Below are 25,649 nucleotides of genomic sequence, written 5' to 3' on the forward strand. Positions count from 1 at the left end.
CCTCACGAACGCCTGGCGGGATTGCCGCCGGCGACAGCCGGCCGCGCCGTGGCGGGCGCTGGAACCGGGACGGCGGCATGGGCTGCTCGAACATCGACCGTCACGGCCTGCCCGGCCACCAGGCGGACGCCGGCCGGCAGCGCATCGAGCTTCACGCGCACGGGGATGCGCTGCGCCAGGCGCACCCAGTTGAACGTGGGGTTCACGTTCGAGAGCAGGTTGGCCGACGTGCTGCGCTCGCGGTCCGCGATTCCGCCGGCGAAACTCTCCACATGGCCGTGCAAGACCTGTGCCGCTCCCATCGGCGTCACCAGCACCGGGTCGCCGATGCCGATCGCGTCCAGCTTGGTTTCCTCGAAATAGCCTTCCACGTAGTACGAATCGCGGTCGATCAGCGCCATCACGGCGTGGCCGGCCGTTACGTAGCCGCCGGCCTGCAAGTCCAGGTTCGTGACGGTGCCGTTCACGGTGGAGACCACGCGGGTGCGTTCCAGGTTCAGTTTCGCCACGTCGCGGCCGACGATGGCCTGGCCCAGGGCGGCGCGCAATTCGTCGACCCTGGCCGATGACTGCTCGCGCACTTCCTGCGCCACCAGGTCGCCCAGCCCGGCGTTGCGCCGTGCATCCCTGGCTGCCTGGTCGAGGGCCACCCGCTGCGCCTGCACCGCGGCCTCGGCCTGCCGCAGGGCCAGCGCGAAGCGCGCGCCGTCGATCTCGAACAGCACGTCGCCCGCCTTCACCTGCTGGTTGTCGCGCACCAGCACTTTCGTGACCTGGCCGGTGACGTCCGGCGCCACCTGCACCACGTCGGCCTTCACGCGGCCATCGCGCGTCCAGGGTTCCACCTCGTAGTGCTGCCACAGGCGCCAGCCGAGGGCGCCGGCGGCCGCCAGCGCGGCCAGTGTCACGAGAAAGCGCGCCACGGCCAGCGCCGGGGCTTTGAAGGTCGAGTCAGTTGCCATGATCAGGGTGTTTCAATAGCCGAAGCGGGTTGCCAGGATGGATAGGCCGCCCAGGAGAATGCCGAACAGCGCGCAGTCGAACAGGGCGGGATGCCACACCAGCCGGTAGAAGCCCAGCCGCAGCAGCAGCTTGCCGAGCACGCGGGTGCCGGCCAGCGCGGCCAGCGCCAGCAGGAGCAGGGTGGGCACGTACAGGCCGTGCAGGCTGATTTCAGCGCTCATCGGGAGATCTCGGGAGTGGGTTCGTAAGGTGCGGCGCGCGGGAACAGGTCGCGCCGCATGCTGGCCAGCGCCGCCGCCGCCGTGGCCCAGTCCTTGCCGCCGTCGCCACCGGCCGACCGGCAGACGCCGCGTAGCGTGCCATCGAGCTGCGCCAGCAAGCCCTGGCCGGAAGGCGACGCGGGACTGTTCGAGAGCTCCGCCGCGCGCACGCCGCTGAAATGAGCGGCCAGCCGCTCCAGCAGCGCGGCCAGCGGCACGCCGCGCGGTTCCAGCTGCGGCGCCAGGCCACGCAACTGGGCGATGTGCAGGCCCACGCGCAGTTCGCGGATGTTTTCCAGCGCGGCGGCACGCACTTCCGGCGCCGCTTTCGCCAGCGCCAGGCGGGGCATCAGCAGCGCCACCCGGTCGACCACGCGCGCCGAGACTTCCAGCAGCGCCGGCGCGCGCGGTGCCCGGGCCATCTGCACCAGCTCCGCGCGGGCGCGGGCCAGCATGCGGCGTGCCATCCACGGCGCATCCACGGTGCGGATCGCGCGCGTGACCACCGCCGCGGCGATGTAGCCGGCCAGTTGCGCCAGCAAGCCGTTGGCGAACGATGCCATGTCGAGCTGGTTGGTGTCCTGCAGCGCCAGGGTGCTGGCGATGCCGATCACGAATGTCAGCGCATTGCCGTAGGTGGCAGGGCGCGCCATGTACACGCCCAGCAGCAGGAAAGCGGGCGCCAGCGCCAGTACCAGCATTTCATAGCTGTGCACCGCCGGCAGCACGACAAGGATGTAGAACGCCGATACCGGCACCGACCACAGCGTGTACTTGACGAAGCCGGTGATGGCCGGGACCGGGTCGTCCATCGTCGCGAAGAAGCAGCAGGCCACGCCGGCCAGCATCGGGGCGGCGGCGCCGGCCGGCCAGCCGGTCATGATCCAGAAGGCGCAGCAGGCCAGGATCGCGATCGCCGCCGCCAGCGCCGAGCGCAGCGCCATGCCGTGGTCGCGATGCAGCAACGAAGGTTTCAGGTGCGGCGGGCTGGCCGGCGCCGCGCCATGCATCACGGCGTCGATGCTGTCGCGCAGTTCCAGGCTTTCCTCGCAGGCCGTGACGAGCGCCGCCAGCCGCTGCGCCAGGTTCAGCTGGAGGATCGTGCGCCACGCGGCATCGGGCCCGAGTTGCGGCGCCAGCGCATCGAGCCGCGCCCGCAAGGCCGCCGCGCGCGCCGGGTTTGCGCTCCGGCCTTCGGCGATCCATTCGGCCACGTCGTCCAGCATCGCCTGCCACACCGGTTCCACCGGTCCGGTCGCCGCCAGCGCCTGCAGCCGGTCCTCGACGGCCAGCAGCAGCGGCACCATCACAGCCAGGCGGTCATGCAGCGCATGCACCATCGCGCCGGTCCAGCGCAGGTGCGAGGTATCGAACGGCAGGTGGGTGGACATCACGCGCATGTCGCTGATCTCGGCCGCCAGCGCCAGGCGCACATGGGTATCCCGGTTGCCGGCGGAGCTCGGAGAATTGGCCGGCAACGATCCGGCGGGCGGCATGCCGGACTGGATTGCATCAGCGTAGAGCACGTCGAGCGTCCAGCGCCGGGCATCGCCGATCGCGCGGTCCAGGCGGGCCAGCAGCGCGGGGCCGACACCCTGCGGGAATACCAGCGAGTGGACCAGCGTGGCGGACAGGATGCCGACGCCGATTTCCTCGACGCGGGCCAGCGCCGTATCGAACACGGTGGCGGGATCGGCCACCGAGGGAAAGCCGATCAGGCCGGCCGTGTAGCCGGCCAGCATGAAGATGTAGGAACGCGGCGTGCGGTCGAGCAGCGACACGTACAGGCACGCCGCCACCCAGCACGCCAGCGCCAGCGACAGCAGCTCCGGCGCATTGGCCAGGTTCGGCACCAGGGCCACCGTTGCCGCCGAGCCGACCAGCGTGCCGCACACGCGGAACAGCGCCTTCGAGCGCACGGCGCCTGCCAGCGGGCTGGCGACGATGTAGGCCGTCATCATGGCCCAGAACGGGCGGGGCAGGCCGGCCGCCATCGACACGTACAGCGCCAGCATCGACGCCGTGAAGCACTTGGCGGAGAACAGCAGCTCGCGCGGCTGTGCCAGTTTCAGCAGCATCGGCGTTCAGCCCTTCGCGCGGACCGCCAGGGCGGAATCGAGGTGCGCCAGCACGCGCACGCAGGCTTCGACGTCGGCTTGCGGCAATCCGTCGAACAGCTCGCGGCGGAACGGCAGCAGCAATTCCTCCAGCTGCGCGGCGCAGTGGCGGCCCTCGGCCGTGAGGTGCAGCGTTTTCGCGCGCCGGTCGGCCGGATCGTCCTGCCGCGTGACGAGGCCGGCTGCGACCAGCTGGTCGATGATGCGGACCAGCGACGGCGGTTCGACGCCGAGCGCCTCGGCCACCGTACCCGGCCGCACGCCATCGCCGAGGCGGGCGATCATCACCACCGGCCAGCCGCTGGCGTGCGACAGCGCGAAGGTGCCGGCCACCCGGTCCGCGGCCGCCTTGTAGGCGCGCGCCGCGTGGATCAGCGTATGGGTGAGGGACATCAGGGTCTTGTCGAGTTGCGTCATGGCGGCGGCGTTCGATTAGGATGCGAAAGTTTAGCATCCTAAGTATATCGACGCAAGCCGGCCGGGCGGCGGTGCGCCACCGCGGCCGGCAGTGGCATAGGCGGGAGCCTTCGCTAGCGGCTGCCTGCGCCGTCCAGCAGTGCGCCGACGCTGTGCACCACCCGCTCCAGCAACGCTTCGTCATACGGCAGCCAGGGGACGGCGCCGAGCCGTTTCTTCGCCGGTTTCACCGACAGCTCGACCTGCGCGCCGTCGCGCCAGACCTTGCCGGTGCGCAGGCTGACCCTGGCATCGCCCACGTGCACATGAAAACCCTGCACCGACACCGTGCCCGCCGCCACCTGGGCGGACAGCACGCGCTCCAGCACCTGCCGCCGCATGCCATCGATGCCGGCCTGGTCGCGCAGCAGGAACAGGCGCCGGGTGCGCTCGTCCCAGGTCGACTGGCCGTCGTCCGTCTCCAGCGCGATGGCGGAGACGCTGACCAGCAGGTCGACGGCGCGGCAGGTTTCCGAATACACGCGGGGCGGTACGTCGCGGGCCGCCACCTGCTGCGCACCGCGCAGGAAAGCGATCGGTCCGCTGGGGACGATGCCAGCATAGCCCGGGTACAGCCGGCCGATGCCGAACACTGCCCGGATGTCGCCGAACTGGCGCACCATGCCCTCATATTCCAGGCGCCAGCCATCGCGCCCTGCCATGCCGATCAAGCGCCGGCCGTCCAGTTCATAGCCGCGAAAGACATCGCCCGGATCGGCGTCCGGCGGCGGCACGTAGCATTCCCTGAACACCTGGCGCAACGGCTGGCGCAGTTCGCGCCGCAGCAGGTGCGTGCGCCACGCATCGCGCTCTTCGGCGGCTGCTTCCACGGGATGCCAGAGCACGACGCCGGCATCCCCGGCGATCCGAACGGCCTGGCCCAGCACATCGACCGGCTGGTCGTTCTCGTCGAGCATGAAGGATGCGGCAGTGCGCCAGACCAGTGTCCTGGCGAAGGCTGCCGCGGCGTCGGTGCCGAGCAGGCGTTCGCGCCACTCGCGATATGGCAGCTCGACCGGGCGGCTGAAACATGCTTCCAGCAGCGCGGCCAGCATGGCACGCTGCTGCTTCGGTTCCAGCCCGGTCAGCCGCAGCGCGATTTCCGGCCTGGTCGCCAGCCGGCGTTCCGCCGGTTTCAGGTGGCGCGCCAGTTTTTTTTCCAGCCCGGCATGGCGCACCACTTTCAGGGCCGCGCGCAGGGCAGCCACGCCTTCGGGCGTCGGCACCGCCTCGGTCAGGTAACCCAATGCGATGGTCAAGGCCTGCGAGGGCGCGCTGCGCGCGGCCGTGGGGGCCACGCAGGCGAGCGGCAGCAGCCGGCCGATGACGGCGCGGTACCAGGGCTCGTCGCCCAGCGCGCCCACCCGCGCGGCGAGGGCCAGCACGTGGCCGTCGTCCGAATCGTAGTAGTCGGCCTTGTAGGGGAGTTCGCCGGCGTGCATCCGTTCCAGCACCTGTGCCGCTTCTTCCAGCACCGCGCGCGCGAATGCCGCATAGGCCGGATCGCCAACCATGGCTTCCGACGGGTGGGCCCGGCCTTCCTCGTCGCCACCGCGATACCAGAACGGGCCGCCGCCTGCCAGTGTCATCAGGGCCGCGGGTGCCGCCCGGGCCAGCACGGCCAGTTCCCGGGCCGGCAGGCCATCGTTGTAATGCTCGCGCATGCTGTCCAGCAGGCGGGCGGCGAGACGGCGCGCTCCGGCAACGCGCGCCATCGCCAGGATGCCATAGCGCAGGCGAGGCCAGTATTCGACAGGCGGCAGCATGTGCGCAAGCTGCGCCTCCAGCATGGCCGCTTCCTCGGCGGACGCGGGTGCAACGGCAAGGTAACCCGCCTGCATGACGAGCCAGTGGAAATCGGTGTCGCAGGTCGCTGGCGTGCTCCTGTCGCGCGGCGGGATGACGCGCAGCGTGGCGCACAGCAGGGCGGTGTCCAGGTGCGGCACCAGGCCAAGCTTGCGTGCCCGCTCCAGTATGTCCAGCGCCTGCTGGCGGCGGGCCGGATCGCCGTCCCGCACCTGCACGGCCTGCTGCAGCAGGGGCCAAAGCCTGCCCAGTTCATCCGGCGTCAATCCTTCCAGGTCGAGCGGCGGGCCGGTGAAGCGTTCATGGTCGGGGGCGGGGCCGGCAAGGCGGGCGTGCAGTTCGGCGAACGTGGTCATCGGCGGATCCGGTCGGGTGGACCCGTGATTGTGGCGGATGCGGGCCGCGCACATTCTCGCGGATTGTCACGGGGACCTTCTTTCGCTGGCCGGTTGGCGGGAACAACGCGCGTCGCGCGCATGCGCCCAAAGGCAAGCGGCGGCTGGCCTCATCATGAGGCCAGCCGCCGCCATCGATCGAAACGGCTGGATTGTCAGCCCGGTCTTCAGCCCGGTCGTCAGCCCGGTCGTCAGCCCAGCGGATTGATGACGAACGCCGGCATCTGCGCCTTGTCGGACGCGCATTCGAGGAACTTGTCGGCTGTCTTCAGCGCCTCGTCGATCGTCACGTCCATGTCGAGGTAGCGGTAGGTGCCCAGGCGGCCGATGAAGGTCACGTTGGGTTCCTCGTTCGCCAGCCGCACGTACTTCTCCAGCTGCACCTTGTCGCGCGCCAGGCGGATCGGGTAGTACGGCGTATCCTTTTCCTCGCACTGCCGGCTGTACTCGAAGTAGCAGACGGTTCCTTCGTGCTGTTCCCACGGCGAGAAATGCTTGTGCTCCGTGATGCGCGTGTAGCGCTGGGCATTGTCGCAATAGTTGATCACCGCGTTGCCCTGGTAGTCGCCCTTGTCGCGGTGCACTTCGAAGTCCAGCGTGCGGTAGGGCAGGCGGCCTTCGCGATGGCCGAACCAGGCGTCGATCGGGCCGCTGTAGAACACGTGGTCGTAGTCGCCTTTCTGGTCCGGGTTGAAGGCCGTGTTCAGGTGCATGGTGATGCCCGGCACGTCGAGGATCTTTTCAACGATGGCCGTGTAGCCATCCTTCGGCATGCCCTGGTACTTGTGGCTGAAATAGTTGTCGTCGTAGTTGAAGCGTACCGGCAGCCGCTTCAGGATGCTGGCCGGCAGCTCGGTCGGCTGCAGGCCCCACTGCTTGACGGTATAGGTCTTGAAGAACGCTTCATACAGTTCCCTGCCCACGAAGCGCAGCGCCTGGTCTTCGAAGGTGACCGGGTTCTCGATGGTCTTGTCGCCCAGCGAGGCCAGGAATTCCTGCGCTTCGGCCGGCCGGAACGTCTTGTCGAAGAACTGGTTGATCGTCAGCAGGTTGATCGGCAGCGTGAAGACACGGTTGTTCGTGATCGCCTTCACGCGGTTCACGTATGGCATGAACTGGGAAAACTCGTTGACGAATTTCCACACCCGCTCGTTATCGGTGTGGAAGATATGCGGCCCGTACACGTGGACCAGCACATTGGTTTCTGCATCGCGCTCGGAATGGCAATTGCCCGCGATATGGGATCGTGATTCGAACACTTCGACTTGGTAGCCCGCTTTCGCGAGCTGGTGCGCGATTACCGCGCCGGAGAAGCCTGCCCCGACAATAGCTACGTTCTTTGTCATCACGCTCACTCGAATTATTTAATGAATTATTGAAGGAATCAACCAGGAAACTGAAAATCATGCAGGTCGCCCTGCGTTGTCGCTTGCGACTCCGGATGCCGCCCGACGTGGAAAGATTACCATGTAAAAAAAACAAGCGTTGCACGGTTAACTTGGCAAATTCATCAGTACCCGCCGGGTGCCGTTGCCCGGCGTCTCCTCCCGTGTGTCCCGCCGGTGTGTCCTGTTTGTACGCGGCCGCACATCCGGCGCCGCGGCGCTCGCCTATCATCGGCCCCGTCTGGGAAAAGGGGGCAGAGTGGCTGGAGACGTATTGATCATCGGCGGTGGGCTGGCCGGGCTGGCGTGCGGCGTCGCGCTGGCCGACCATGGCTTGCGCTGCCATGTGTTCGAGGCGGCCGGACGGCTGGGCGGGCGCGCATCGAGCTGGCAGGACGAAACCACCGGCGACACGGTGGACATCGGCCCGCACATCGTCCATTCCGAGTACCACAACATGCTGGCGTTCCTGCGGCGCCTCGGCACCGAGCACCTGGTCACCTGGCAACCGGGCAAGGTGCTGGCACTGTCCAGCAAGCCGCGGCCCGTGCACCTGCGGCACGCGCCGCTGCCGCCGCCACTGAGCCTGGTGCCCAGCGCGCTGCCGGCGCCCGGCCTCACGATGCTGGACAACCTGTCGATGGCGCGGGTGGGCTGGAGCGGCATGCTGTTCCACGAGGCCGACGTGGCGCGGCTCGACGGCATCAGCGCCGAGCACTACCTGAGGGACAAGGGTGTCAGCGAGCGCATGATCGACTGGTGGTGGCGCTTCGCCGCGATGGTGGTGACCAACGTGCCGCTGGAACGCTGTTCGGCCGCATCGCTGATGCGCATCCACGCGCTCCTGAGCAATGCCCGTGGCTTGCACTTCGGCTTTGGCGCCGTGGGCCTGGCCGAGCTGTACGCCGAACAGGCCACGCGGATCATCACGGCCGCCGGCGGTTCGGTGTCCGTCGGTGCCCCGGTGGCCGGCTTCACCGGCGGCGAGCGCGTCGACGGCATCGTGCTGGCCGATGGCACGCGCCTGGCGGGCGACGTGGTCAGCGCGCTGCCGCCGACGGCGCTGAAGGACATCGTGCCGCCCGCGTGGCGCACGCTGGCGCCGTTCGGCCAGCTGCCCGCGTTCGAACCGAGCCCGTACATCTGCGTCTACCTGTGGTTCGACCGCGCCTTCGGCGTCGAGCGCTTCTGGTCGCACCTGTACTCTCCGCAGCGCCTGAACTACGATTTCTACGACCTGCGCCAGATCCGCGCGGGCTGGCAGGGCCGGCCGACGGTGATCTGCTCGAACATCATCCACAGCCACCGCGCGCACCACCTGGGCGACGACGAGATCGTGCAGGCCACGCTGCGCGAGCTGGCCGAGGGCGCTCCCGCTGCGGCGCAGGCACGGCTGGTGCATGCGCGTGTGCACCGCGTGCCGATGGCGATTCCCTGCCCGGTCACGGGCTTCGAGGCGGCGCGGCCGGCGACCGGCAGCCCGGTGCCGGGGCTGGTGCTGGCCGGCGACTGGGTGCGCACGCACCTGCCATGCACGATGGAAAGCGCCGTGAAGTCCGGCTTCATGGCCGCCGAGCGCGTGCTGGCCGGGCGCGGCGTACAGGCGCGGCTGGCCATCCCGGTGCGCCCGTTCGATGGCTTGACGTGGCTGCTGCGCAAGCTGGCCCGTGTACCCGCCAGCCCCGATCCCGCGGCGCGGCCGTGATGCTCAGGGCACGATGGTGATGCTCAGGGCACGATGGTGATGAACAGGTAGACGGCGAAGATCACCACGTGCACCATGCCCTGCATGATGGTGGTGCGGCCATTGCCGAGCGACAGCGTGGCCACGATGATCGACAGCAGCAGCAGCACGGTGGACTTGGTGTCGATGCCCAGCGACAGGGTCCAGCCGTTCACCAGCGACACGATCGCCACCGCCGGAATCGTCAGGCCGATACTGGCGAGGGCCGAACCGAGCGCCAGGTTCAGGCTCGTTTGCAGCCGGTTCGCGCGCGCCGCCTGGAATGCGGCGATCCCTTCGGGCAGCAGCACCACCGCGGCGATGATGATGCCGACCAGCGCCTTCGGCGCGCCCAGCGCCAGCACGGCCGCTTCCAGCGGCGGCGACAGCGACTTGGCCAGCAGCACCACGCTGCCCAGGCAGGCCAGCAGCAGCGCGCCGCTCCACCAGGTGACCTTCAGCGGCGGCGGCGGCGCATGCACCGCTTCGTCGCCGGCGGCCAGTTCGGGCAGGAAGTAATCGCGGTGCCGCACGGTCTGCACCAGCACGAAGGTGCCGTACAACACCAGCGAAATGACGGCGATGAACACCAGCTGGCTGCTGCTGTAGACGGGGCCCGGCGTGCTGGTGGTGTAGTTCGGCAGCACCATCGTCAGCACGGCGATCGCCGACAGCGTGGCCAGCGCCGCGGACACCCCGGTCTGGGTGAAGCGCTGCTCGCCATGGCGCCGCGCGCCCGCCAGCAGGCAGATGCCGACCATGCCGTTCAGGATCAGCATCACCGCGGCATACACGGTATCGCGCGCCAGCCCCGTGGTCGATTCGCCGCCGGCGATCATCAGCGACACGATCAGCGCGACCTCGATCGAGGTCACCGCCACCGCCAGCACCAGCGTGCCGTACGGTTCGCCGATCCGGTGCGCCACCACTTCCGCGTGGAACACGGCGGCCAGCACGCCGGCGAACAGGCCGGCGGCCAGCAGCACGATGTAGGTACCGCCCAGCATGTCGCCGAGGCCGGCGGCCTTGCCGGCCAGCAGCAGCCACGCGGCGGCGGGCGCGGCGATCGTCCACGCGGGCAGGGAGTTGGATATTTTCATGGCGCTCTCTCGGTCGTTGACGTCGGTCACCGCCCCTGGCGATGCAGGGCCGGTCCGGGCGCAGTGTACACGCCCGGCCGCAGTGACCGGCACGCGCCATCGCCGTCGCGCCGGCCGGTTCGCCGCCGCGCCTTGTGCCTACAGCGTCCGGAACGACACGCCGACCATGATGCGGCGGCCGGCATAGGCGTAGTCCAGCAGGTTCGGCACGCCATCGCCGAGCGGTGCGTAGTGTGCCTGGCTGTTCGACGTGGTGGCATTGCCGATATTGCGGCCTTCCAGGAAGAACTCCACGTCCGGGCGCCACTTCCAGCCGATCTTGGCATCGATGAAGCGCGTGGCATCCTTGAAGTTCGGCGAGCCGGGCGAATAGATCTTCGGCGTCGAGTTGTTCACGTTCACGCCCTGCGCCGGGTAGTTGATCAGTTCGCGCGGGGTCTGGCCGCACGGTGAGATGCAGGTGAACCAGGCCGCGGCACCCTGCAGCGCCACGCGGGCCGACAGCCGGCCATCGTCGTACCACAGCGCCACGTTGTACTGCGATTCCGATTCGCGCGCCGGCGGCAGCGGCGTGCCGGTCAGCAGGTCGACGATGGCGGCATTCACGTGCTTCGACTTCACCTTCGTGTAGTTGGCATCGAAGCCGGTGTTGGCCAGGAAGCCGGGCAGGAACGTGAACGCCGTCTTGGTGCTGAATTCCGCGCCCTTGCGGGTCGACACGGGGCCGTTCACATAGGTCGAGTAGCTGAACGGCAGGTCGGACAGCTTCACCCCCGTCTGCGGGTCCACCAGGTCGGAGCCGGCGAACAGCTGGCCGCCGCTGACGCCCTCGGTGATGAACTGGCCCACCTTGCCCTTCTGCGTGAAGTAGGCCAGGCTGAACATCGTGTCGCGGTTCGGGTAGTACTCCAGCGACAGGTTCTGGTTGACGTTCTTGCGCGCCTTCAGCGCCGGATTGCCGATCGTGCCGTTGCAGCGCTGCGTGCCGTCCGCATCCAGGTCGGCCGCGCGCTCGTCGTAGATGCAGGTACTGGCCGGCAGCAACTGCTGGATCGGCGGCCGCGCCACCGTCTTCGCCACGCTGTAGCGCAGCACCAGTTCGTCCGGGCGCAGCCACGTGGCCAGGTTCAGGCTGGGCAGCACGTCCGTGGTGGAGGCGTCGACCGAGGTATTCTGCACGATCGACGATTGCACGTAGCCGGCCGAATTGCTCGGGTCTTCCGGGTCGTACAGCGCCGTCTTCGAATACGAGGTGAACGTCATCGTGCCGGTGCCGTTGACGCGGCTGCGCACGTAGCGCACGCCCACGTTGCCGTCCAGTTCCAGGCCGAACGGCAGCTCGCGACCGGTGAACGGCACATGGTCCAGGCCGAAGTCGGTCATCAGGTAGAACGCGTCGATGCGTTCCTTGAGCTTGTTGACAGGCTGTTCGTACACCTTGCCGTCGGTCGCCGTGCACGTCTTCACGCAATCCCAGTTGCGGTTGGCGAAGTTGGTCAGCTCGACCGCCCTGGCGATGTCGATGCCCATCCAGTTCTGCGGCAGGATCGCCGGCCGGTCCTTCGCACCGTGGAAGAACGAGGTGCCGGTCGCCGGCTTGGTCAGCGTTTGCGCGATGATGTTCTGGAATTCCTGTGGCGTCAGCACCAGCGTGCCGTCGCGGCCCGAGCGCGGGTCGCCCGGTGGATTCATGCCGTACTGGCAGGCGTCGCCGCCCGGCGCCAGCGAGGCGCCGGTGTTCTGGCAGCCTTCGAAACGGTTGTCGACGCGCGCCTGCGGCAGGTAGATGCCGGGCACGTAGCCTGGGGTGCCGTAGGTGCCCTGGGCCGCCCGGACCGTCCGGTCGCCGGCGCCGCCTTCCCATGAGTTGCTGTAGCTGTCGCGCAGGTTGAAGCCGGCCTTGATGCGCTTGAAGAACGGGATGCTGTCCGGCGTCATGTACGTCACGTCCAGCTTGGCCGTGCGCTCGCCCGTTTCGCGGATCTGCGGCAGCCACAGGATGCCGGTCGCCGTGGTGCGCAGCGGCTGCACGGTGGCCGGATAGTTCGGCCGGTAGATCGTGTTGGTGTTGCCCAGCTTGGCCTCGCCGACGGTGCGCGGGAACAGCGCCGCATAACCGGCCGGGTCGGCCTGGTTGACGCCGGCCGGGAAATCGAAGCCCCACAGGCCGCTGGGATCGAGCTGGAACGTGGTGGGCCCCGTATTCAGCGTGTAGCTCATGCGCTGCTGCACGCGGCGGAAGTCCGAGCGGGCGTCAGCGAAGAAGAATTCGGCGGTCAGGCCGTTGTTGCGGTACGTGCCGCCGGTCTGCAGGTAGCGGCTGATGGTGCGGGCGAATTCCAGCGTCTGGTCCGGGATCGCCTGGCCATCGGAGACCGTGAAGCGCGTCAGGTGGTGGCTGGAGTCGACCAGCACCGAGGCGGGATCGATATTGGTGACGGCACCCGGGATCGGATAGTTGTTGGAACGCGTGGAATAGCCGCCCGGGTACTGGAAGAACCCGGAGCCGGGTACCGCGTTGCGGATATTGTTGGCGGCATCGTCGGCGAACACCACGCCCGTGTAGCCCGGCGTGATCAGCGGGTTGGGCAGCTGGTTCGGATTCTTCACGAGGCCGAGCTGGTAGGTCATCTGCTCGATGCGCGTTTCGCGGCGGTTGAAGCTGCCCTTGGCGTACACGGTGAGCCGGTTGTTCACCTTGAAGTCGCCACGCAGGTCCAGGTTGTCCTTGCGGTCGTGTTCCTTCTTGATGAAGTAGCGCACGTTCGATGGCGTGTAGTCGTTCCACTGGTTCAGGCAGGTAAGCAGCTCGTTGCCGCGCTGCGCCCGCGCCGGGCCCTGGCTGTTGGTGGGTATCAGCGCCAGCTGCGCGGGCGACAGGTCGGGGAACAGGTTATGGCAATCCTGTTTCGTCTGCGCGCCGGCCGACTTGGTGACCAGCGAGAGGGGCGATTCGGAGTTCAGGCAATTGCTGCCGCCCATCGGCGTGCGCAGGATCGGCGTGGTGGCCGTCATGTCGTCGCTGGCCACGGTGCTGGGCAGGAAGGCATAGGTCTTTTCCGGCGAGCCGTCGAAGTCAAGCAGGCGGTAGTAGCCCTGCTGGGCCGTCTGCGACACCTGCATCGAGTGGGCCTCGTTGTTCAGCGTGCTGTGCGAGGCGTTCAGCATCAGGCCGAGCCGGCCGTCCAGGTACTTGTTCGCCAGGATCAGGTTGGCGTCCGGCTTCCATTTCTTGTCGAGCGAATTCTGGCTGCCGCCCAGGCGCAGCGAGGCGAACGGCTTCTTGAAGTCCAGGCCGGTACGCGTCTTGATGACGATGCCGCCGCCCAGCGCGCCTTCCGTCATGTCCGCCGTCGAGCCTTTCACCACGTCGACGCTCTTGATGAGGTCAGCGGACAGCTGGCGGAACTCGGTGCCGCGGCTGTTCGGGCCACCGGTGGCGCCGGCATCGGTACCGCCGGCCGATTGCACGCTCTGGCCATCGAGTTCCACGCGGGTCAGGTCGGCGCCGTTGCCGCGCACCGAGACCGTCACGCCTTCGCCGTAATCGCCGCGATCCAGCACGATGCCCGCCATGCGGGAGATGGCTTCCCCCACGTTCCGGTCGGGCAGCGAGCCCACGTCTTCGGCGACGATCGAATCCATCGAGGTGGCGGCGTTTTTCTTGCGCTCGATGCCGGACTGCTGCGAAGCCCGAGTGGCCACGACCTCGACCCGGTGAACCGGGCCGTTGTCGGCCGCCGCACCGGACCCGGCCGGCGATTGCTGGGCCAGCGCGGCCTGGCTGGCGGCCAGCGACAGGAGAGCCAGCGAGACGGCGTGGGTTGATCGCTTGACTTCGAACTTGGTCTTGCTGGGACGGCTGGCGGTACGATTCATGGTCTCCTCCGGTTGGTATTGGTACCCCGCACGGGCGTGCCGGGGCCGGCGGCCTGGCGGGCCGCTATTGTCTGGAATGGATACGGAACGGCCCGGTGGTCCGGGTCGGGAAGTGACTACCGCGCCGCCAGTCGCGGCGCGTGGCGCACTAGAGCGTGCGCACTACAGGGGCCGCCACCCGTCGCTGCCGCCGAGGATGTTCGCCACCGTGTACTGGCGCGCTTCGGTCTCGCTCAGCTGCCGCGACCAGGCGACCCGCTTGCCCGGGTTGGCGCCGTCGCCGCGGCTGTTGTACTCCACGTAGCGCGCGGTTTTCTCGTTGTCGGGCTTGCCCCAGTTGTGCCAGCCCTCGGGCCGGATGTGGGCGCCCATCGTGGTATTGATGAAGGCCACGGCGCCGTGCGGGCGCCACGGCCGGCCCAGGAAGGCCAGCGGGGTAGGGGCCCTGGCGTCGATCTTGCCGGCCGGGTCCACCCACGGCGCCGGATCGCTGGTCAGTGTGCTGTCAAGGAAGACGAAGCCGTGCGGCCGCTCCGCCGGCGTGCTGGCGGCCGTCACGTAGCCGCCGTTCCTGCTCTTGATCTCGCACCGGTCGAAGACCGCCGTGGCGCTGCCGTAGATGAAATCCACGCGGCCCTCGATATGGGTGTCGCGGAAGTAGTGCCGCCCGTTGTTCAGCATGACCGTGTCCTGCCAGCCCATCAGGCGGCTGTTCGTGACGACGGCGCGGTCGCCATCGATGCGCAGCGCCAGCGCCTGGCCATGGTCGCCGGAGGTGTTCCGGAAGGTCAGCCTGTCGGCGCGGAAGTCGTCGGCCAGCACGACCAGGGCCGTGCCCTTGTGCCGCGAGTCGGTGCCAGGTGGCTGCTCCTCGTTCGTGTTGGCGTGCCAGGTCAGGATGGTGGTAGCCGCTGCCTCGCCTTGCAGGGTAACGTTTTTCTTTTCCTTGCGCAGGATCTTCTGGCCATCGTACACGCCCGGTTTCACCAGGATCACGGTGCGTTCCGGGCTGTTGTCCGGCACGGCCGCGAAGGCTTCCTGCACCGTGCGGACATCGCCGCTGCCGTCGGGCGCCACGACGATGGTGCGGTCCTTCGCGAGGGCACCGGTGGCGCCGCACAGCATTGCCAGGATGGCGCAGGCGAGGGCGTGCGGGATGGGTCTGGTCATGTCTCCTCCGTGGTATTTTTCATAATTGGTTTCAAGGAATCGTACCAATAAGGCCGTATGAAAATGCGTTTCTGGTAAAACGTTTTTTCTCAACGATCACGACAGTGTCGTAAAAATGGTTACGCAAACAATCACGTCGATGAGCGCTGTAACCATCCGCAAAAAAGCCGTTGACGGTATTGAATATATTTAATACATTGGATGGTGTCCGTGTTGATGGAGATGGCCGCGATGGTCCAGGATCCGGCGCCGGTGGCGCCCCCCCAGTTTTCCCAGCTGTTGCTGATGTCCGCCGAGGACAATTGCCTGATCGCCCGCATGCAGCTGGCCGCCGGCGACGTGGTCGACATCGACGGTATCCCCGTCACCCTGCCGGAAGCCGTCCCGCTGGGCTACAAGGTGGCGCGCGTGGCGCTGGCCCCGGGCGCCAAGGTGCTGCGCTACGGCGCGCTGATCGGCACCGTCACGGCACCGGTCGCGCAGGGCGCGATCCTGCACACGCACAACCTCGCCAGCGACAACATTCCGACCTATACCCTGGCCGACGACAGCAAGTCCTTCATCGGGAGTACCCACTGATCATGAACGATCCCGTTTCGCCGCCGGCGCTGGCCGGCTACCTGCGCGACGATGGCCGCAAGGGCATCCGCAACGTCGTGGCCGTGATCTACACGGTCGAATGCGCGCACCACGTGGCGCGGCTGGTGGTGAATGCCTTCCACGGCCAGCCGGTGCACCTGATCGGCTTCCCCGGCTGCTATCCGAACGACTACGCCGACCGCATGATGAAGCGCCTGGCCACGCATCCGAACGTGGGTGCCGCGCTGATCGTGGCGCTGGGCTGCGAAAGCTTCAACCGCCGCGGCCTGGAGGAAACCGTGGCGGCCAGCGGCCGGCCGGTGCACACCATCACGATCCAGGAAAACCGCGGCACGCGCACCAGCGTGGCCGACGGCGTGGAATGGGTGCGCTGGGCGCTCGAAGCGCTGGCCGCGCAGCCGCGCGTGCCGATGCGGATGGATGAACTGGTGGTCGCCACGATCTGCGGCGGCTCCGACAGCACCAGCGGCATCACCGCCAACCCCGCCGTCGGCGTGGCGTTCGACCAGCTGGTGGGCGCCGGCGCCACCTGCATCTTCGAGGAGACGGGTGAGCTGGTGGGCTGCGAATTCCACATGAAGCGGCGCGCCGCCACGCCCGAACTGGGCGACGCGATCGTGCGCTGCGTGGACAAGGCGGCGCGCTACTACACGGTGCTGGGCCACGGCAGCTTCGCCCCCGGCAACGCCGACGGCGGCCTGACGACGCAGGAAGAGAAGTCGCTCGGCGCCTACGCGAAAAGCGGCGCGTCGCCGATCGCCGGCATCCTGAAGCCGGGCGACCAGCCGGCAACGGGCGGCCTGTACCTGCTCGACGTGGTGCCGGACGGCGAAGTGCGCTTTGGCTTCCCGAATATCTCGGATAATGCCGAGATCGTGGAATTGCTGTCGTGCGGCGCGCACATCACCTTGTTCACCACCGGCCGCGGTTCGGTGGTCGGCTCGGCCATCGCCCCCGTCATCAAGGTGTGCGCCAATCCCGCCACCTATGAACGGCTGGCCGAAGACATGGATGTCAACGCCGGCCGCATCCTGGCCGGCCAGGCCTCGCTGCAGCAGGTGGGCGGCGAGATCGTCGAGCTGGTGGCGCGGGTGGCGAACGGCGAGGAGACCTGTTCCGAGGCACTGGGCCACCAGGAATTCATCCTCACCTATAAACAGTTCGAGCCTTCCGGGCCGGGCTGCTATCCGCTGAAGGCCGCCTGATGCATATTCATGCTACGCGCGGCATCGGGCGCGCTTCGGGCGGTGCCATCCCGGCGACTTGCATGGGCCTCGGCTGCGCCCAGCTGGGCGGCCTGTACGAGGCGATCGACGACGCCGCCGCGCAGGCGATCGTCGATACCGCCTGGGAGCTGGGCATCCGCTATTTCGATACGGCCCCGTATTACGGTTTCACGCTGTCCGAACATCGCCTGGGCGCGGCGTTGCGGGGGCGGCCCCGCGGCGACTACGTGATCAGCACCAAGGTCGGGCGGCTGATGGACCCCGACCGCTCGGTGCGGCCCGGCGACTGCGGCTGGGCCGCGCCGCTGCCGTTCCGGCCCCGTTTCGACTATACCTACGACGGCATCCTGCGCTCGCACGAACACAGCCTGCAGCGCCTGGGCCTGGACCGCGTGGACATCCTGTACGTGCACGACATCGGCCGGGTCACGCACGGCGCCCGGCATGGCTTCCACTGGGACCAGCTGACGAACGGCGGCGGTTTCCGCGCGCTGGTGAAGCTGCGCGACGAGGGCGCCATCCACGCGTTCGGCCTCGGCGTCAACGAATGGGAAGCCGTGGCCGATGCGATGGCGGTGTGCGACCTGGACTGCGCGCTGCTGGCGGGCCGCTATACGCTGCTCGAACAGGCGTCGCTGGCACCGCTGCTGGACCGCTGCGTGGAGCGGGGCGTGGGGATCGTGATCGGCGGACCGTTCAATTCCGGCATCCTGGCCGGCAACCGAAAATTCAATTACGAGGACGCGCCGGCCGGCATCCTGGCCCGGGTCGAGGCGATCGGTGCCGTCTGCCGCGAGGCCGGCGTGCCGGTGCAGGCCGCCGCGCTGCAATTCCCGATGGCCCATCCGGCCGTGGTCTCGTGCATTCCCGGCGCGCAAAGCCCGGCGCAGCTGCGCCAGAACGCCGCCTGGTTCGCGCAGGCGATTCCAGCCGGGCTGTGGGCCACGCTGGCCCGCGAAGGCTTGATCGACCCGCGCGCGCCCGTGCCGCTGCCTGCCTGACCCTTCATATGAATTCTCCTGTTCAACGACCACCCGAGTAATCTGCAAAGGAAACCCATGAAATTGCTGCGCCACGGCCCGAAGGGCGACGAGAAACCCGGCCTGCTCGATCCGGAAGGCCGGATCCGCGACCTGTCTGGCCACATCGCCGACCTGACGTCGGCCCACCTGGGCAAGGAAACGCTGGCTCGCCTGAAAGCGCTCGACTGGCGCACGCTGCCCGCCGTGGCGACAGCCGGTGCGCCGGCGCGCCTGGCGCCGATCGTCGCCGATACGGGCAAGCTCATTTGCGTGGGCCTGAACTACTCCGACCATGCGGCCGAATCGGGCATGGCGGTGCCCAGCGAACCGGTGCTGTTCATGAAGGCCACCAGCGCGATCGTCGGCGCCAACGACGCGGTGGTGCTGCCGCGCGATTCGGCCAAGAGCGACTGGGAAGTGGAACTGGGCGTCGTCATCGGCACCCGCGCGCGCTACGTGGAAGAAAGCGAGGCGCTCGACTACGTGGCCGGCTATTGCGTGGTGAATGACTTGTCCGAACGCGAATACCAGCTGGAGCGGGGCGGCCAGTGGGACAAGGGCAAGGGCTGCGATACTTTCGGCCCCGTCGGCCCGTGGCTGGTCACCGCCGACGAAGTGCCGGACCCGCAAAATCTCGACCTGTGGCTGGAAGTGAACGGCAAGCGCTACCAGCAGGGCAGCACCCGCACGATGGTGTTCACGGTGGCCCAGCTGGTCAGCTACATCAGCCGCTTCATGACCCTGCATCCGGGCGACATCATCAGCACCGGCACGCCGCCCGGCGTGGGCCTGGGCCAGAAACCCGATCCCGTGTACCTGAAGCCCGGCGACGTGATGCGCCTGGGGATCAGCGGCCTGGGCGAGCAGCAGCAGACCGTGCATGCGTGGAACGAGGAACTGATCGACGCGTGAGCGCGCTCCTTTCCGATTGAAGGTAGTTGTTCTGACCCGAACAGGGCCGCGCAATGTACGCGGCCCCCACTGGAGACGTTAGACATGACCGTACCGGCCGCCCGGCGTTCCTACAAGTTCGCCTTCATGATGCTGACCACGCTGTTCTTCCTGTGGGGCTTCGTGCATAACCTCGATCCGATCCTGATCCCGCACCTGCGGCGTTCGTTCAGCCTGACGGTGCTGCAGGCCGCGCTGGTCGATTCGGCCGTCTACATCGCCTACTTCGTGATGGCGCTGCCGGCCGGCCTGCTGATCCGCCGGGCCGGCTACCGGTGCACGATCATCGCCGGCCTGGTGCTGTTCGGCATCGGCTCGCTGCTGTTCCTGCCGGCGGCCGACACGCACCGCTACGTGGTCTTCCTGGCGGCGCTGTTCATCATCGCGTGCGGCCTGACCTTGCTGGAAACGGCGGCCAATCCCTATGCCGCCCTGCTGGGCCGCCCCGAGCGGTCCACCCAGCGCCTGAACCTGGCGCAATCGTTCAACGGCCTGGCCGCGGCGGTGGCGCCGATCGTCGGCGCGCGGCTGATCCTGGTCGAGGGGGCGACCGACCAGCAGCTGCAGGCGATGACGGAAGGCGCCCGGCAAGCCGCGCTGGCGGCCGAAGCGGCCAGCGTCAAGGGACCCTACCTGGTGCTGGGCTTGGTGATCTTCGCCATCGCCGTGGTGTTCTACTTCATCCGGCTGCCGGAACCGGAGCGCAAGGCGGCCGATCCGGACGAGCGCGTGGCCGGCGCCATCGGCCAGGCATGGCAGCACGGGCCGATCCGGCGCGCCGTCATCGCCCAGTTCTTCTACGTGGGCGCGCAAGTGTGCGTGTTCAGCTTCTTCATCCTGTTCGCCGCCAGCGCGGCCGGCCTGTCGCAGATCGCCGCGGCCGATTACCTGGGCTGGGGGTGCGGCGTGGCGTTCGTGGCCGGGCGCTTCGCCGGCACGTGCGCGATGAAATACGTGGCGCCGGCCCGGCTGTTGCTGGTGTATGCGCTGATCTGCTCGGGGCTGTGCGTGGTCACGATGTTCGCCAGCGGCATGGCCTGCGTGGCGGCGGTGATCGGCATCGTGTTCTTCATGTCGATCATGTTTCCCACCATCTTCGCGCTCGGCATCAAGGATGCGGGTGCCGGCACGGAAATGGGCAGCAGCCTGATCATCATGGCCATCGTCGGCGGCGCGCTGCTGCCGCTGGCATTCGGCTTCATCAGCGACGTCACGCACAGCATCCAGCTGGGCTATGCGGTGCCGCTGGTGTGCTTCCTCGTCGTCGCCTGGTTCGCCCGCACGGTGCTGGCCCACGAACGCAGCGCGGCGCCGGTTCCTCCCCTTACGAACGGAGCGTTGAAACGTGTTTGAACTGAACGACAAGAAAGCCGTCATCACGGGCGCCGGCAGCGGCATCGGCAAAGCCATCGCCAGGCTGTTCGCGGCGCGGGGCGCAACGGTCCACGTGCTCGATGTCGCCGAGGACGCGGCCCGCGAGGTGGTGCAGGAGATCCGCCGCGATGGCGGTTCGGCCACCGCGCACGCCTGCAACGTGGCCGCGCAGGCCGACGTGCTGGCCACCTTCGCCGCCATCGGCCCGCTCGACATCCTCGTCAACAACGCCGGCATCGCCCATATCGGCAAGGCCGACACCACCGCCGAGGCGGACTTCGACCGCGTGATGGCCGTGAACGTGAAGGGCGTCTACAACTGCCTGCACGCGGCCATCCCTCGGCTGCGCGAGAACGGCGGCGGCGTGATCCTCAACATGGCCTCGGTGGCCGCGTGGGTGGCCGTGGCCGACCGCTTCGCCTATTCGACCGGCAAGGGCGCCGTGATGGCGATGACGCTGTCGGTGGCGAAGGATTACCTGGCCGACCGCATCCGCTGCAACTCGATCTCGCCGGGCCGCGTGCACACGCCGTTCGTCGATGGCTTCCTGGCGAAGAACTACCCGGGCCGGGAAGCGGAAATGTTCGAGAAGCTGTCTAAGACGCAGCCGATCGGGCGCATGGCCCGGCCCGACGAGGTGGCGGCCCTGGCGCTGTACCTGTGCAGCGACGAAGCATCGTTCATCACGGGCACCGATTACCCGATCGATGGCGGGTTCATCACGCTCAATACCTGAGGCCCGGGATTGACTGAAAAGCATCGCCAGCGGTAAGATCGCCGATCCAGCCAGCCTTCAGCAACAGCGCCAGCCGACAATCGCCTTCCTGGCCTCGTACCGCTGAAAGATCCGCATGCAGTCAATCCTCCCGCCGCGCCGGCGTTTCGCCGCGATGCTCGCGGCACTCGCCGCACAGGGCGCTTTCGCCCAGCCGGCACCGGAATCCGAAACCGAAACCGTTGTCGTCTCGGCCACGCGCTCGCACCTGACCGCCGACGACGCGCCGCAAACGGTGCTCGTCATCGGCAAGGAAGACATCGCGCGGCAGCTGGCGATTTCCGGCAATTCCTCCGACGTGCTGGCCAGCCTGCTGCCATCGTTCGCGCCCAGCCGCGGCAAGATGACGGGCAGTGCCGAAACGCTGCGCGGGCGCACGCCGCTGATCCTGGTCGACGGCGTGCCGCAATCGAACCCGCTACGGCCGACCGGGCGCGAAGCGCACACCATCGACTACGCGCTGGTCGAGCGCATCGAGGTGATCCAGGGCGCCAATGCCGTCAATGGCCTGGGCGCCACGGGCGGCACCATCAACATCGTCACGCGCCGGCCCGGCCGGGGCACGCTGAGCCAGTCCGTCGACGTGCAGGCCACCTTGCCGACGTCCGATATCGGCGCCGACACGACAAACTACAAGGTGGCCTACCGGCTGGAAGGGCGCGGCGAAGCGTTCGACTACCTGTTCGCGCTCAGCTACGAAGACCAGGGCCTGCACCTGGACGGGCAGGGCCGGCCGCTCGGCACCGACAATACCCAGGGCGACCTGATGGATTCGCGCGCCTACGACGTGCTGGCCAAGCTGGGCTACGACATCGATGCGGACCAGCGCCTGCAGCTGTCCGTCAACCGCTACCGGCTGAAATCGAAGGCCGGCTACCTGGCGGTGGCGGGCGACCGCGCGCGCGGCATTCCAACGCTTTCGGTGGAAGGAGAGCCGCCGGGCACGCCGCCATGGAACGATGTCTGGACCACGGCGCTGACCTACCGGCACGGCGACCTTGCGGGCATGGAATTGTCGGCGATGGTGTTCAACCAGGAATTCGAAGGGCTGTTCGGTGCCGACAACTCGGCAACCTTCCAGGATCCGCTGATCGCGCCGGCCGGCACGCTGTACGACCAGTCGCGCATCACGGCGTCGAAATACGGCAGCAAGGTGGGGCTGACGAAGGCCGGCCTGCTCGATGGACGGCTGAAGCTGACCGGCGGTGTCGACACGCTGTACGACGAGGGCGAGCAGGACCTGTACGGCACCGGGCGCACCTACGTGCCGCCCTCGACATTTTGCAACGTGTCGCTGTTCCTGCAGGGCGAGGCGCAGCTTACCGGTGCGCTGGCGCTGCATGCGGGCGTGCGCCGGGAGCGCTCCGACGTGCGCATCGACAGCTATACGACGCTGGCCTCGTTCCGCCGCGTGGCCGTCGAGGGCGGCAAGCTCGATTTCAACGAAACGCTGAGGAACGCCGGCCTGGTGTTCAAGCCGCTACGCCAGGTCAGCCTGTTTTCCAGTTATTCGGAAGGCTTCGGCATGCCCGATATCGGCCGCGTGCTCCGCTCGATCAATACGCCGGGTGTCGGCGTGGCGCGCATGCGCGACCTGCAGCCGATCCTGACCCGCAGCGCGGAAGCCGGCGTGCGGGTGCGCGAAGGCGCGTGGGACCTGGACGCCAGCTGGTTCCGCTCCCGTTCGGACCTGGGCGCCCGGGTCGCCACCGTCAACGGCGCGTTCGTGATGGCGCGCGAGAAGACCCGCATCGACGGCTTCGACGCCGCCGCGGCCTACCGTTTCGACAAGGCGCACCGGGCGCGGATCGCCTATGCGCGCACCAACGGCCGCTACGACAGCAACGCCGACGGCACGCTCGACGCCAGGCTCGATGGCCTGAACGTGGCGCCGGACCGCGTGATCGCCAGCTGGACGGCCGACTGGAACGGCCGGCTGTCGTCGTTCGTGCAGGCGCAGCACGCGTTCAGCGCGAGCTTCGACGATCCGGCCATGAAGTTCAACGGCTACACGCTGCTCGACGCCAGCGCGAACTGGAAGCTGCCGAAGGGCGAGTTGCGCTTCGCCGTGGCCAACGTCTTCGACCGGATGTACATCACGTACTTCTCGCAAAGCGCGCTGGTCGAGCCGAAGCGCTATTTCGCCGGCCGGGGCCGGACGGTGAGCCTGGGGTATGCGCTCCGTTTCTGACGGCCCGCTTGCCGTGGCGCGCATTGCGCTGCGGGCCGCCGCCATCGTTGGCGGCGGCTACGCCTGCACTGCCCTGGCCGTGACGCTGGGCGCGGCGCTGCTGGCCAGGGCCGGCATGGCGCGGTCCGAGGCGGTGGTGCTGATGGCGATGCTGGGCTTTCCGCTCTACCTTGGCCTGCTGCTGTGGGGCTTTTCGCTGCGGCGGGTGAGCACCTGGTGGCTGGTATCCGGTGCCGCTGCCGCGACGTTCGCACTGTTGCGCATCACCCTCGGCTGACCATGGAGACGACGTTCCGCAAGTCGATGGCGCCGCTGCATACCTGGGCCGGCATGCTGCTCGGCGCGGTGCTGTTCGCCGTGCTCTGGACCGGCACGCTGATCCTGTTCCGCGGCGAGATCGACCAGTGGATGATGCCGCAAACGCGCCTTGCCGCGGGGCCGGCACCCTTGTCGCTGGACCGCGCGGCCCGGCTGGTGCTGCCCCTGGTGCCGGCCGGCGCCACGCAATGGCGCATCGACCTGCCGACCGCCCGTACGCCGGTGGCGGTGTTCAGCTACCGGCTGCCCGATGGCGAGGAGCATACCCGGCTGTTCGACCCCGTGCGCTACCGGCTGTTGCCGCAGCCGGGCACGGACGGCGCCTCCGGCTTCCTGGTGCCGCTGCATTACAGCCTGCACCTGGCATGGGCCGACACCGGCAAGTGGCTGGTAGGCCTGGCCGGCATGGCGATGCTGGTGCTGCTGGTCTCGGGTGTCGTCATCCACGCCAGGCTGGTTGCGCAGCTGTTCACGTTCCGCCCGCGCAAGGGGCTGCCGCGCAGCGCGCTGGACCTGCACAACCTCTCCGGCGTACTGCTGCTGCCGTTCCACTTCATGCTCGCCCTGTCCGGGCTGGCGATCTTCATCACGGTGTTCTTCCCCCAGGCACACGTGGCCACCTATGGCGCCAAGCCGAAGGCCAAGTCCGCGTTCATGGCCGAGGCCTACGGGCGGCATGCCGGCAGGAAGACCGGCGAGCCGGGCACGCTGGCTTCGCTGGACGCGATGCGGCGCGAGGCCGAACGTCTGTGGGGTGGCGAACAGCCATACTTCGTGCGCGCCTGGCAGCCGGGCGATGCGGTCGGTGTGATCGAGTTCCGCCGCTCGTATGCGCGCGAGGTGACGATGAACCTGGACCAGCTGTACTTCGACGCCGCCACCGGCCGCCTGGTGCGCCGCTTCGAAGCCGGCCCGGTGATGACGGCGCAGCGCGTGCTCTCCGGCGTGCATTTCGCCCGCTTCGACCACGGCATGCTGCGCGCGCTGTACTTCGCCGGCGGGCTGGGAGGATGCGTGCTGGTCGCCACCGGCTTCCTGTTCTGGCTGGAGTCACGCCGCAAGCGGCATGCGCGCCATGGCCTGGGCGGCGTGCGGCTGGTGGAGATGCTGGCGGTCGGCGGGATGACGGGTCTCGTGCTGGCCACGCTGGCTTACCTGGTCGCGAACCGGCTGCTGCCGGCGGATGCCGGTTTGCCGGAGTGGGACCGCGCCGCGCTGGAACGTGCCGCGTTCTACGCTACCTGGTCGATCGCCTTCCTGCATGCCTGGCTGCGGCGCACGGCCGCCTGGCGCGAACAGTTGCTGGGCATCGCGGCGCTGGCGCTGGTGGCCATGCTGCTGAACTGGCTGACGACGGGCGAGCACCTGTTGCATACGCTGGCGAACGGCCGGTACGCGGTGGCCGGTGTCGACCTCGCGCTGCTCGCGTTTGCCGGCGCCGCATGGCATGCGGCGCGCCGCATCGGTGCCGGCCGGGGCAGCGGCACGGATCGCAGCAAGAGTACTGGTGGCAGCGACGGCGCGACGGGCACCAACGGTACCCGTGATACCAGCGGTGCGCGGGCCGGGGAGGGGACCAGTGCCTGAACTGCTGGCGACTCTCGCAGCCTTCGCCATGTGCGCCCTGGGCTGCGCCGTGCTGGCCCTGTCGCAGCGCGAGCACTGGCACGCGACGGGCAAGCTGCCGCCGTATCTCGGCCCGCGCGCGTTGCGCAGGCTGCGCGTGGCCGCCTCGCTCCTCCTGGCCGGCGCGCTGGCTCCTTGCGTTGCCGCACATGGCGCCGGCTTCGGCACGCTGCTGTGGGCGCTGCTGGTGTCCGCCGGCGGGGGCGCCGTGGCGTTCGTGCTGGCGTGGCGGCCGCGCTGGCTGGCGCCGCTGGCGATTTTGGCGGCGACCCTGTTTGCCTAGACAGGTTGCCGCCTGGCGCGCTGCATGTG

20 protein-coding genes are annotated in these 25,649 nt (G+C 68.4%); 11 read left to right on the forward strand and 9 right to left on the reverse strand.

The genetic code is table 11. The features are described 5' to 3' along the window. Window positions 1–2: 2 nt before the first annotated feature. From OU994_RS13805 to glf, 6 genes are all read right to left on the reverse strand, one after another. Window positions 3–962: an HlyD family secretion protein gene (locus OU994_RS13805; protein ID WP_281611221.1), complete on the reverse strand. Its 960-nt coding sequence runs from the start codon at window positions 960–962 to the stop codon at window positions 3–5. A gap of 12 nt (window positions 963–974) precedes the next feature. Further along, window positions 975–1,184 carry a DUF1656 domain-containing protein gene (locus OU994_RS13810; protein WP_281611222.1) on the reverse strand — a complete coding sequence of 70 codons (210 nt, stop codon included), beginning with the start codon at window positions 1,182–1,184 and terminating at the stop codon, window positions 975–977. Then, window positions 1,181–3,301, reverse strand: a complete 2,121-nt coding sequence (locus tag OU994_RS13815) for an FUSC family protein (protein ID WP_281611223.1) — start codon at window positions 3,299–3,301, stop codon at window positions 1,181–1,183. Before OU994_RS13815 ends, OU994_RS13810 begins: the two co-directional genes overlap by 4 nt. A gap of 6 nt (window positions 3,302–3,307) precedes the next feature. Beyond that, entirely contained in the window at window positions 3,308–3,757 is a 450-nt protein-coding gene (locus OU994_RS13820) for a MarR family winged helix-turn-helix transcriptional regulator (RefSeq protein WP_131146394.1), read from the reverse strand. Between the two features lie 113 nt (window positions 3,758–3,870). Continuing rightward, window positions 3,871–5,958 carry a DUF4132 domain-containing protein gene (locus OU994_RS13825; RefSeq protein ID WP_281611224.1) on the reverse strand — a complete coding sequence of 696 codons (2,088 nt, stop codon included), beginning with the start codon at window positions 5,956–5,958 and terminating at the stop codon, window positions 3,871–3,873. 230 nt (window positions 5,959–6,188) lie between these two features. Next, entirely contained in the window at window positions 6,189–7,343 is a 1,155-nt protein-coding gene (gene glf / locus OU994_RS13830; protein WP_281611225.1) for a UDP-galactopyranose mutase, read from the reverse strand. 313 nt (window positions 7,344–7,656) lie between these two features. Between glf and OU994_RS13835 the strand changes: the two genes are divergently transcribed. Further along, window positions 7,657–9,087: an FAD-dependent oxidoreductase gene (locus OU994_RS13835; protein ID WP_281611226.1), complete on the forward strand. Its 1,431-nt coding sequence runs from the start codon at window positions 7,657–7,659 to the stop codon at window positions 9,085–9,087. A gap of 23 nt (window positions 9,088–9,110) precedes the next feature. On the opposite strand, the gene OU994_RS13840 is transcribed toward OU994_RS13835, so the two are convergent. The 3 genes from OU994_RS13840 to OU994_RS13850 form a co-directional block, all read right to left on the reverse strand. Then, entirely contained in the window at window positions 9,111–10,205 is a 1,095-nt protein-coding gene (locus tag OU994_RS13840) for a calcium:proton antiporter (RefSeq protein ID WP_281611227.1), read from the reverse strand. A 138-nt stretch (window positions 10,206–10,343) separates the two neighbouring features. After that, a complete protein-coding gene (locus OU994_RS13845) occupies window positions 10,344–14,084 on the reverse strand; it encodes a TonB-dependent receptor (protein ID WP_281611228.1) in 3,741 nt (1,246 codons plus the stop codon). Window positions 14,085–14,246: 162 nt separating this feature from the next. Beyond that, the gene (locus OU994_RS13850; RefSeq protein WP_281611229.1) at window positions 14,247–15,254 is read right to left on the reverse strand and encodes a pectinesterase family protein; all 1,008 of its coding nucleotides are present in this window, start codon (window positions 15,252–15,254) and stop codon (window positions 14,247–14,249) included. A 231-nt stretch (window positions 15,255–15,485) separates the two neighbouring features. On the opposite strand from OU994_RS13850, the gene OU994_RS13855 reads away from it, so the two are divergent. From OU994_RS13855 to OU994_RS13900, 10 genes are all read left to right on the forward strand, one after another. Next, window positions 15,486–15,833 (forward strand): UxaA family hydrolase, encoded by a 348-nt coding sequence (locus OU994_RS13855; protein ID WP_281611230.1) that lies wholly within the window; start codon window positions 15,486–15,488, stop codon window positions 15,831–15,833. Between the two features lie 2 nt (window positions 15,834–15,835). After that, a complete protein-coding gene (locus tag OU994_RS13860; RefSeq protein WP_281611231.1) occupies window positions 15,836–17,059 on the forward strand; it encodes a UxaA family hydrolase in 1,224 nt (407 codons plus the stop codon). Further along, on the forward strand, window positions 17,059–18,081 hold the full coding sequence (locus OU994_RS13865) for an aldo/keto reductase (protein WP_281611232.1): 1,023 nt from the start codon (window positions 17,059–17,061) through the stop codon (window positions 18,079–18,081). Before OU994_RS13860 ends, OU994_RS13865 begins: the two co-directional genes overlap by 1 nt. 57 nt (window positions 18,082–18,138) lie before the next feature. Then, window positions 18,139–19,014: a fumarylacetoacetate hydrolase family protein gene (locus OU994_RS13870; RefSeq protein WP_281611233.1), complete on the forward strand. Its 876-nt coding sequence runs from the start codon at window positions 18,139–18,141 to the stop codon at window positions 19,012–19,014. Window positions 19,015–19,098: 84 nt separating this feature from the next. Next, window positions 19,099–20,406 carry an L-fucose:H+ symporter permease gene (gene fucP / locus OU994_RS13875; RefSeq protein ID WP_281611234.1) on the forward strand — a complete coding sequence of 436 codons (1,308 nt, stop codon included), beginning with the start codon at window positions 19,099–19,101 and terminating at the stop codon, window positions 20,404–20,406. After that, the gene (locus tag OU994_RS13880; RefSeq protein ID WP_281611235.1) at window positions 20,399–21,163 is read left to right on the forward strand and encodes an SDR family NAD(P)-dependent oxidoreductase; all 765 of its coding nucleotides are present in this window, start codon (window positions 20,399–20,401) and stop codon (window positions 21,161–21,163) included. The genes fucP and OU994_RS13880 overlap by 8 nt, the downstream gene beginning before the upstream one ends. Before the next feature lie 115 nt (window positions 21,164–21,278). Continuing rightward, window positions 21,279–23,393, forward strand: a complete 2,115-nt coding sequence (locus tag OU994_RS13885) for a TonB-dependent receptor (RefSeq protein WP_281611236.1) — start codon at window positions 21,279–21,281, stop codon at window positions 23,391–23,393. Beyond that, window positions 23,377–23,670 (forward strand): hypothetical protein, encoded by a 294-nt coding sequence (locus OU994_RS13890; RefSeq protein ID WP_281611237.1) that lies wholly within the window; start codon window positions 23,377–23,379, stop codon window positions 23,668–23,670. Before OU994_RS13885 ends, OU994_RS13890 begins: the two co-directional genes overlap by 17 nt. Before the next feature lie 2 nt (window positions 23,671–23,672). Beyond that, window positions 23,673–25,298, forward strand: coding sequence for a PepSY domain-containing protein (locus tag OU994_RS13895; protein ID WP_281611238.1), 1,626 nt, complete (start codon window positions 23,673–23,675; stop codon window positions 25,296–25,298). After that, the gene (locus tag OU994_RS13900) at window positions 25,291–25,620 is read left to right on the forward strand and encodes a DUF3325 domain-containing protein (protein WP_281611239.1); all 330 of its coding nucleotides are present in this window, start codon (window positions 25,291–25,293) and stop codon (window positions 25,618–25,620) included. The genes OU994_RS13895 and OU994_RS13900 overlap by 8 nt, the downstream gene beginning before the upstream one ends. Window positions 25,621–25,649: the final 29 nt, after the last annotated feature.

Origin of the sequence: Pseudoduganella sp. SL102 (assembly GCF_027856995.1) — a bacterium.
GTDB classification, from domain to species: domain Bacteria; phylum Pseudomonadota; class Gammaproteobacteria; order Burkholderiales; family Burkholderiaceae_D; genus Rugamonas; species Rugamonas albidiflava.

Coding starts and splice junctions, on each gene's coding strand:
- OU994_RS13815 (WP_281611223.1), bottom strand. CDS start 3,301: ATGCTGCTGAAACTGGCACAGCCGCGCGAGCTGCTGTTCTCCGCCAAG.
- OU994_RS13885 (WP_281611236.1), top strand. CDS start 21,279: ATGCAGTCAATCCTCCCGCCGCGCCGGCGTTTCGCCGCGATGCTCGCG.
- OU994_RS13805 (WP_281611221.1), bottom strand. CDS start 962: ATGGCAACTGACTCGACCTTCAAAGCCCCGGCGCTGGCCGTGGCGCGC.
- OU994_RS13860 (WP_281611231.1), top strand. CDS start 15,836: ATGAACGATCCCGTTTCGCCGCCGGCGCTGGCCGGCTACCTGCGCGAC.
- OU994_RS13840 (WP_281611227.1), bottom strand. CDS start 10,205: ATGAAAATATCCAACTCCCTGCCCGCGTGGACGATCGCCGCGCCCGCC.
- glf (WP_281611225.1), bottom strand. CDS start 7,343: ATGACAAAGAACGTAGCTATTGTCGGGGCAGGCTTCTCCGGCGCGGTA.
- OU994_RS13850 (WP_281611229.1), bottom strand. CDS start 15,254: ATGACCAGACCCATCCCGCACGCCCTCGCCTGCGCCATCCTGGCAATG.
- OU994_RS13825 (WP_281611224.1), bottom strand. CDS start 5,958: ATGACCACGTTCGCCGAACTGCACGCCCGCCTTGCCGGCCCCGCCCCC.
- OU994_RS13870 (WP_281611233.1), top strand. CDS start 18,139: ATGAAATTGCTGCGCCACGGCCCGAAGGGCGACGAGAAACCCGGCCTG.
- OU994_RS13810 (WP_281611222.1), bottom strand. CDS start 1,184: ATGAGCGCTGAAATCAGCCTGCACGGCCTGTACGTGCCCACCCTGCTC.
- OU994_RS13890 (WP_281611237.1), top strand. CDS start 23,377: ATGCGCTCCGTTTCTGACGGCCCGCTTGCCGTGGCGCGCATTGCGCTG.
- OU994_RS13845 (WP_281611228.1), bottom strand. CDS start 14,084: ATGAATCGTACCGCCAGCCGTCCCAGCAAGACCAAGTTCGAAGTCAAG.
- OU994_RS13895 (WP_281611238.1), top strand. CDS start 23,673: ATGGAGACGACGTTCCGCAAGTCGATGGCGCCGCTGCATACCTGGGCC.
- OU994_RS13820 (WP_131146394.1), bottom strand. CDS start 3,757: ATGACGCAACTCGACAAGACCCTGATGTCCCTCACCCATACGCTGATC.
- OU994_RS13865 (WP_281611232.1), top strand. CDS start 17,059: ATGCATATTCATGCTACGCGCGGCATCGGGCGCGCTTCGGGCGGTGCC.
- fucP (WP_281611234.1), top strand. CDS start 19,099: ATGACCGTACCGGCCGCCCGGCGTTCCTACAAGTTCGCCTTCATGATG.
- OU994_RS13855 (WP_281611230.1), top strand. CDS start 15,486: ATGGTCCAGGATCCGGCGCCGGTGGCGCCCCCCCAGTTTTCCCAGCTG.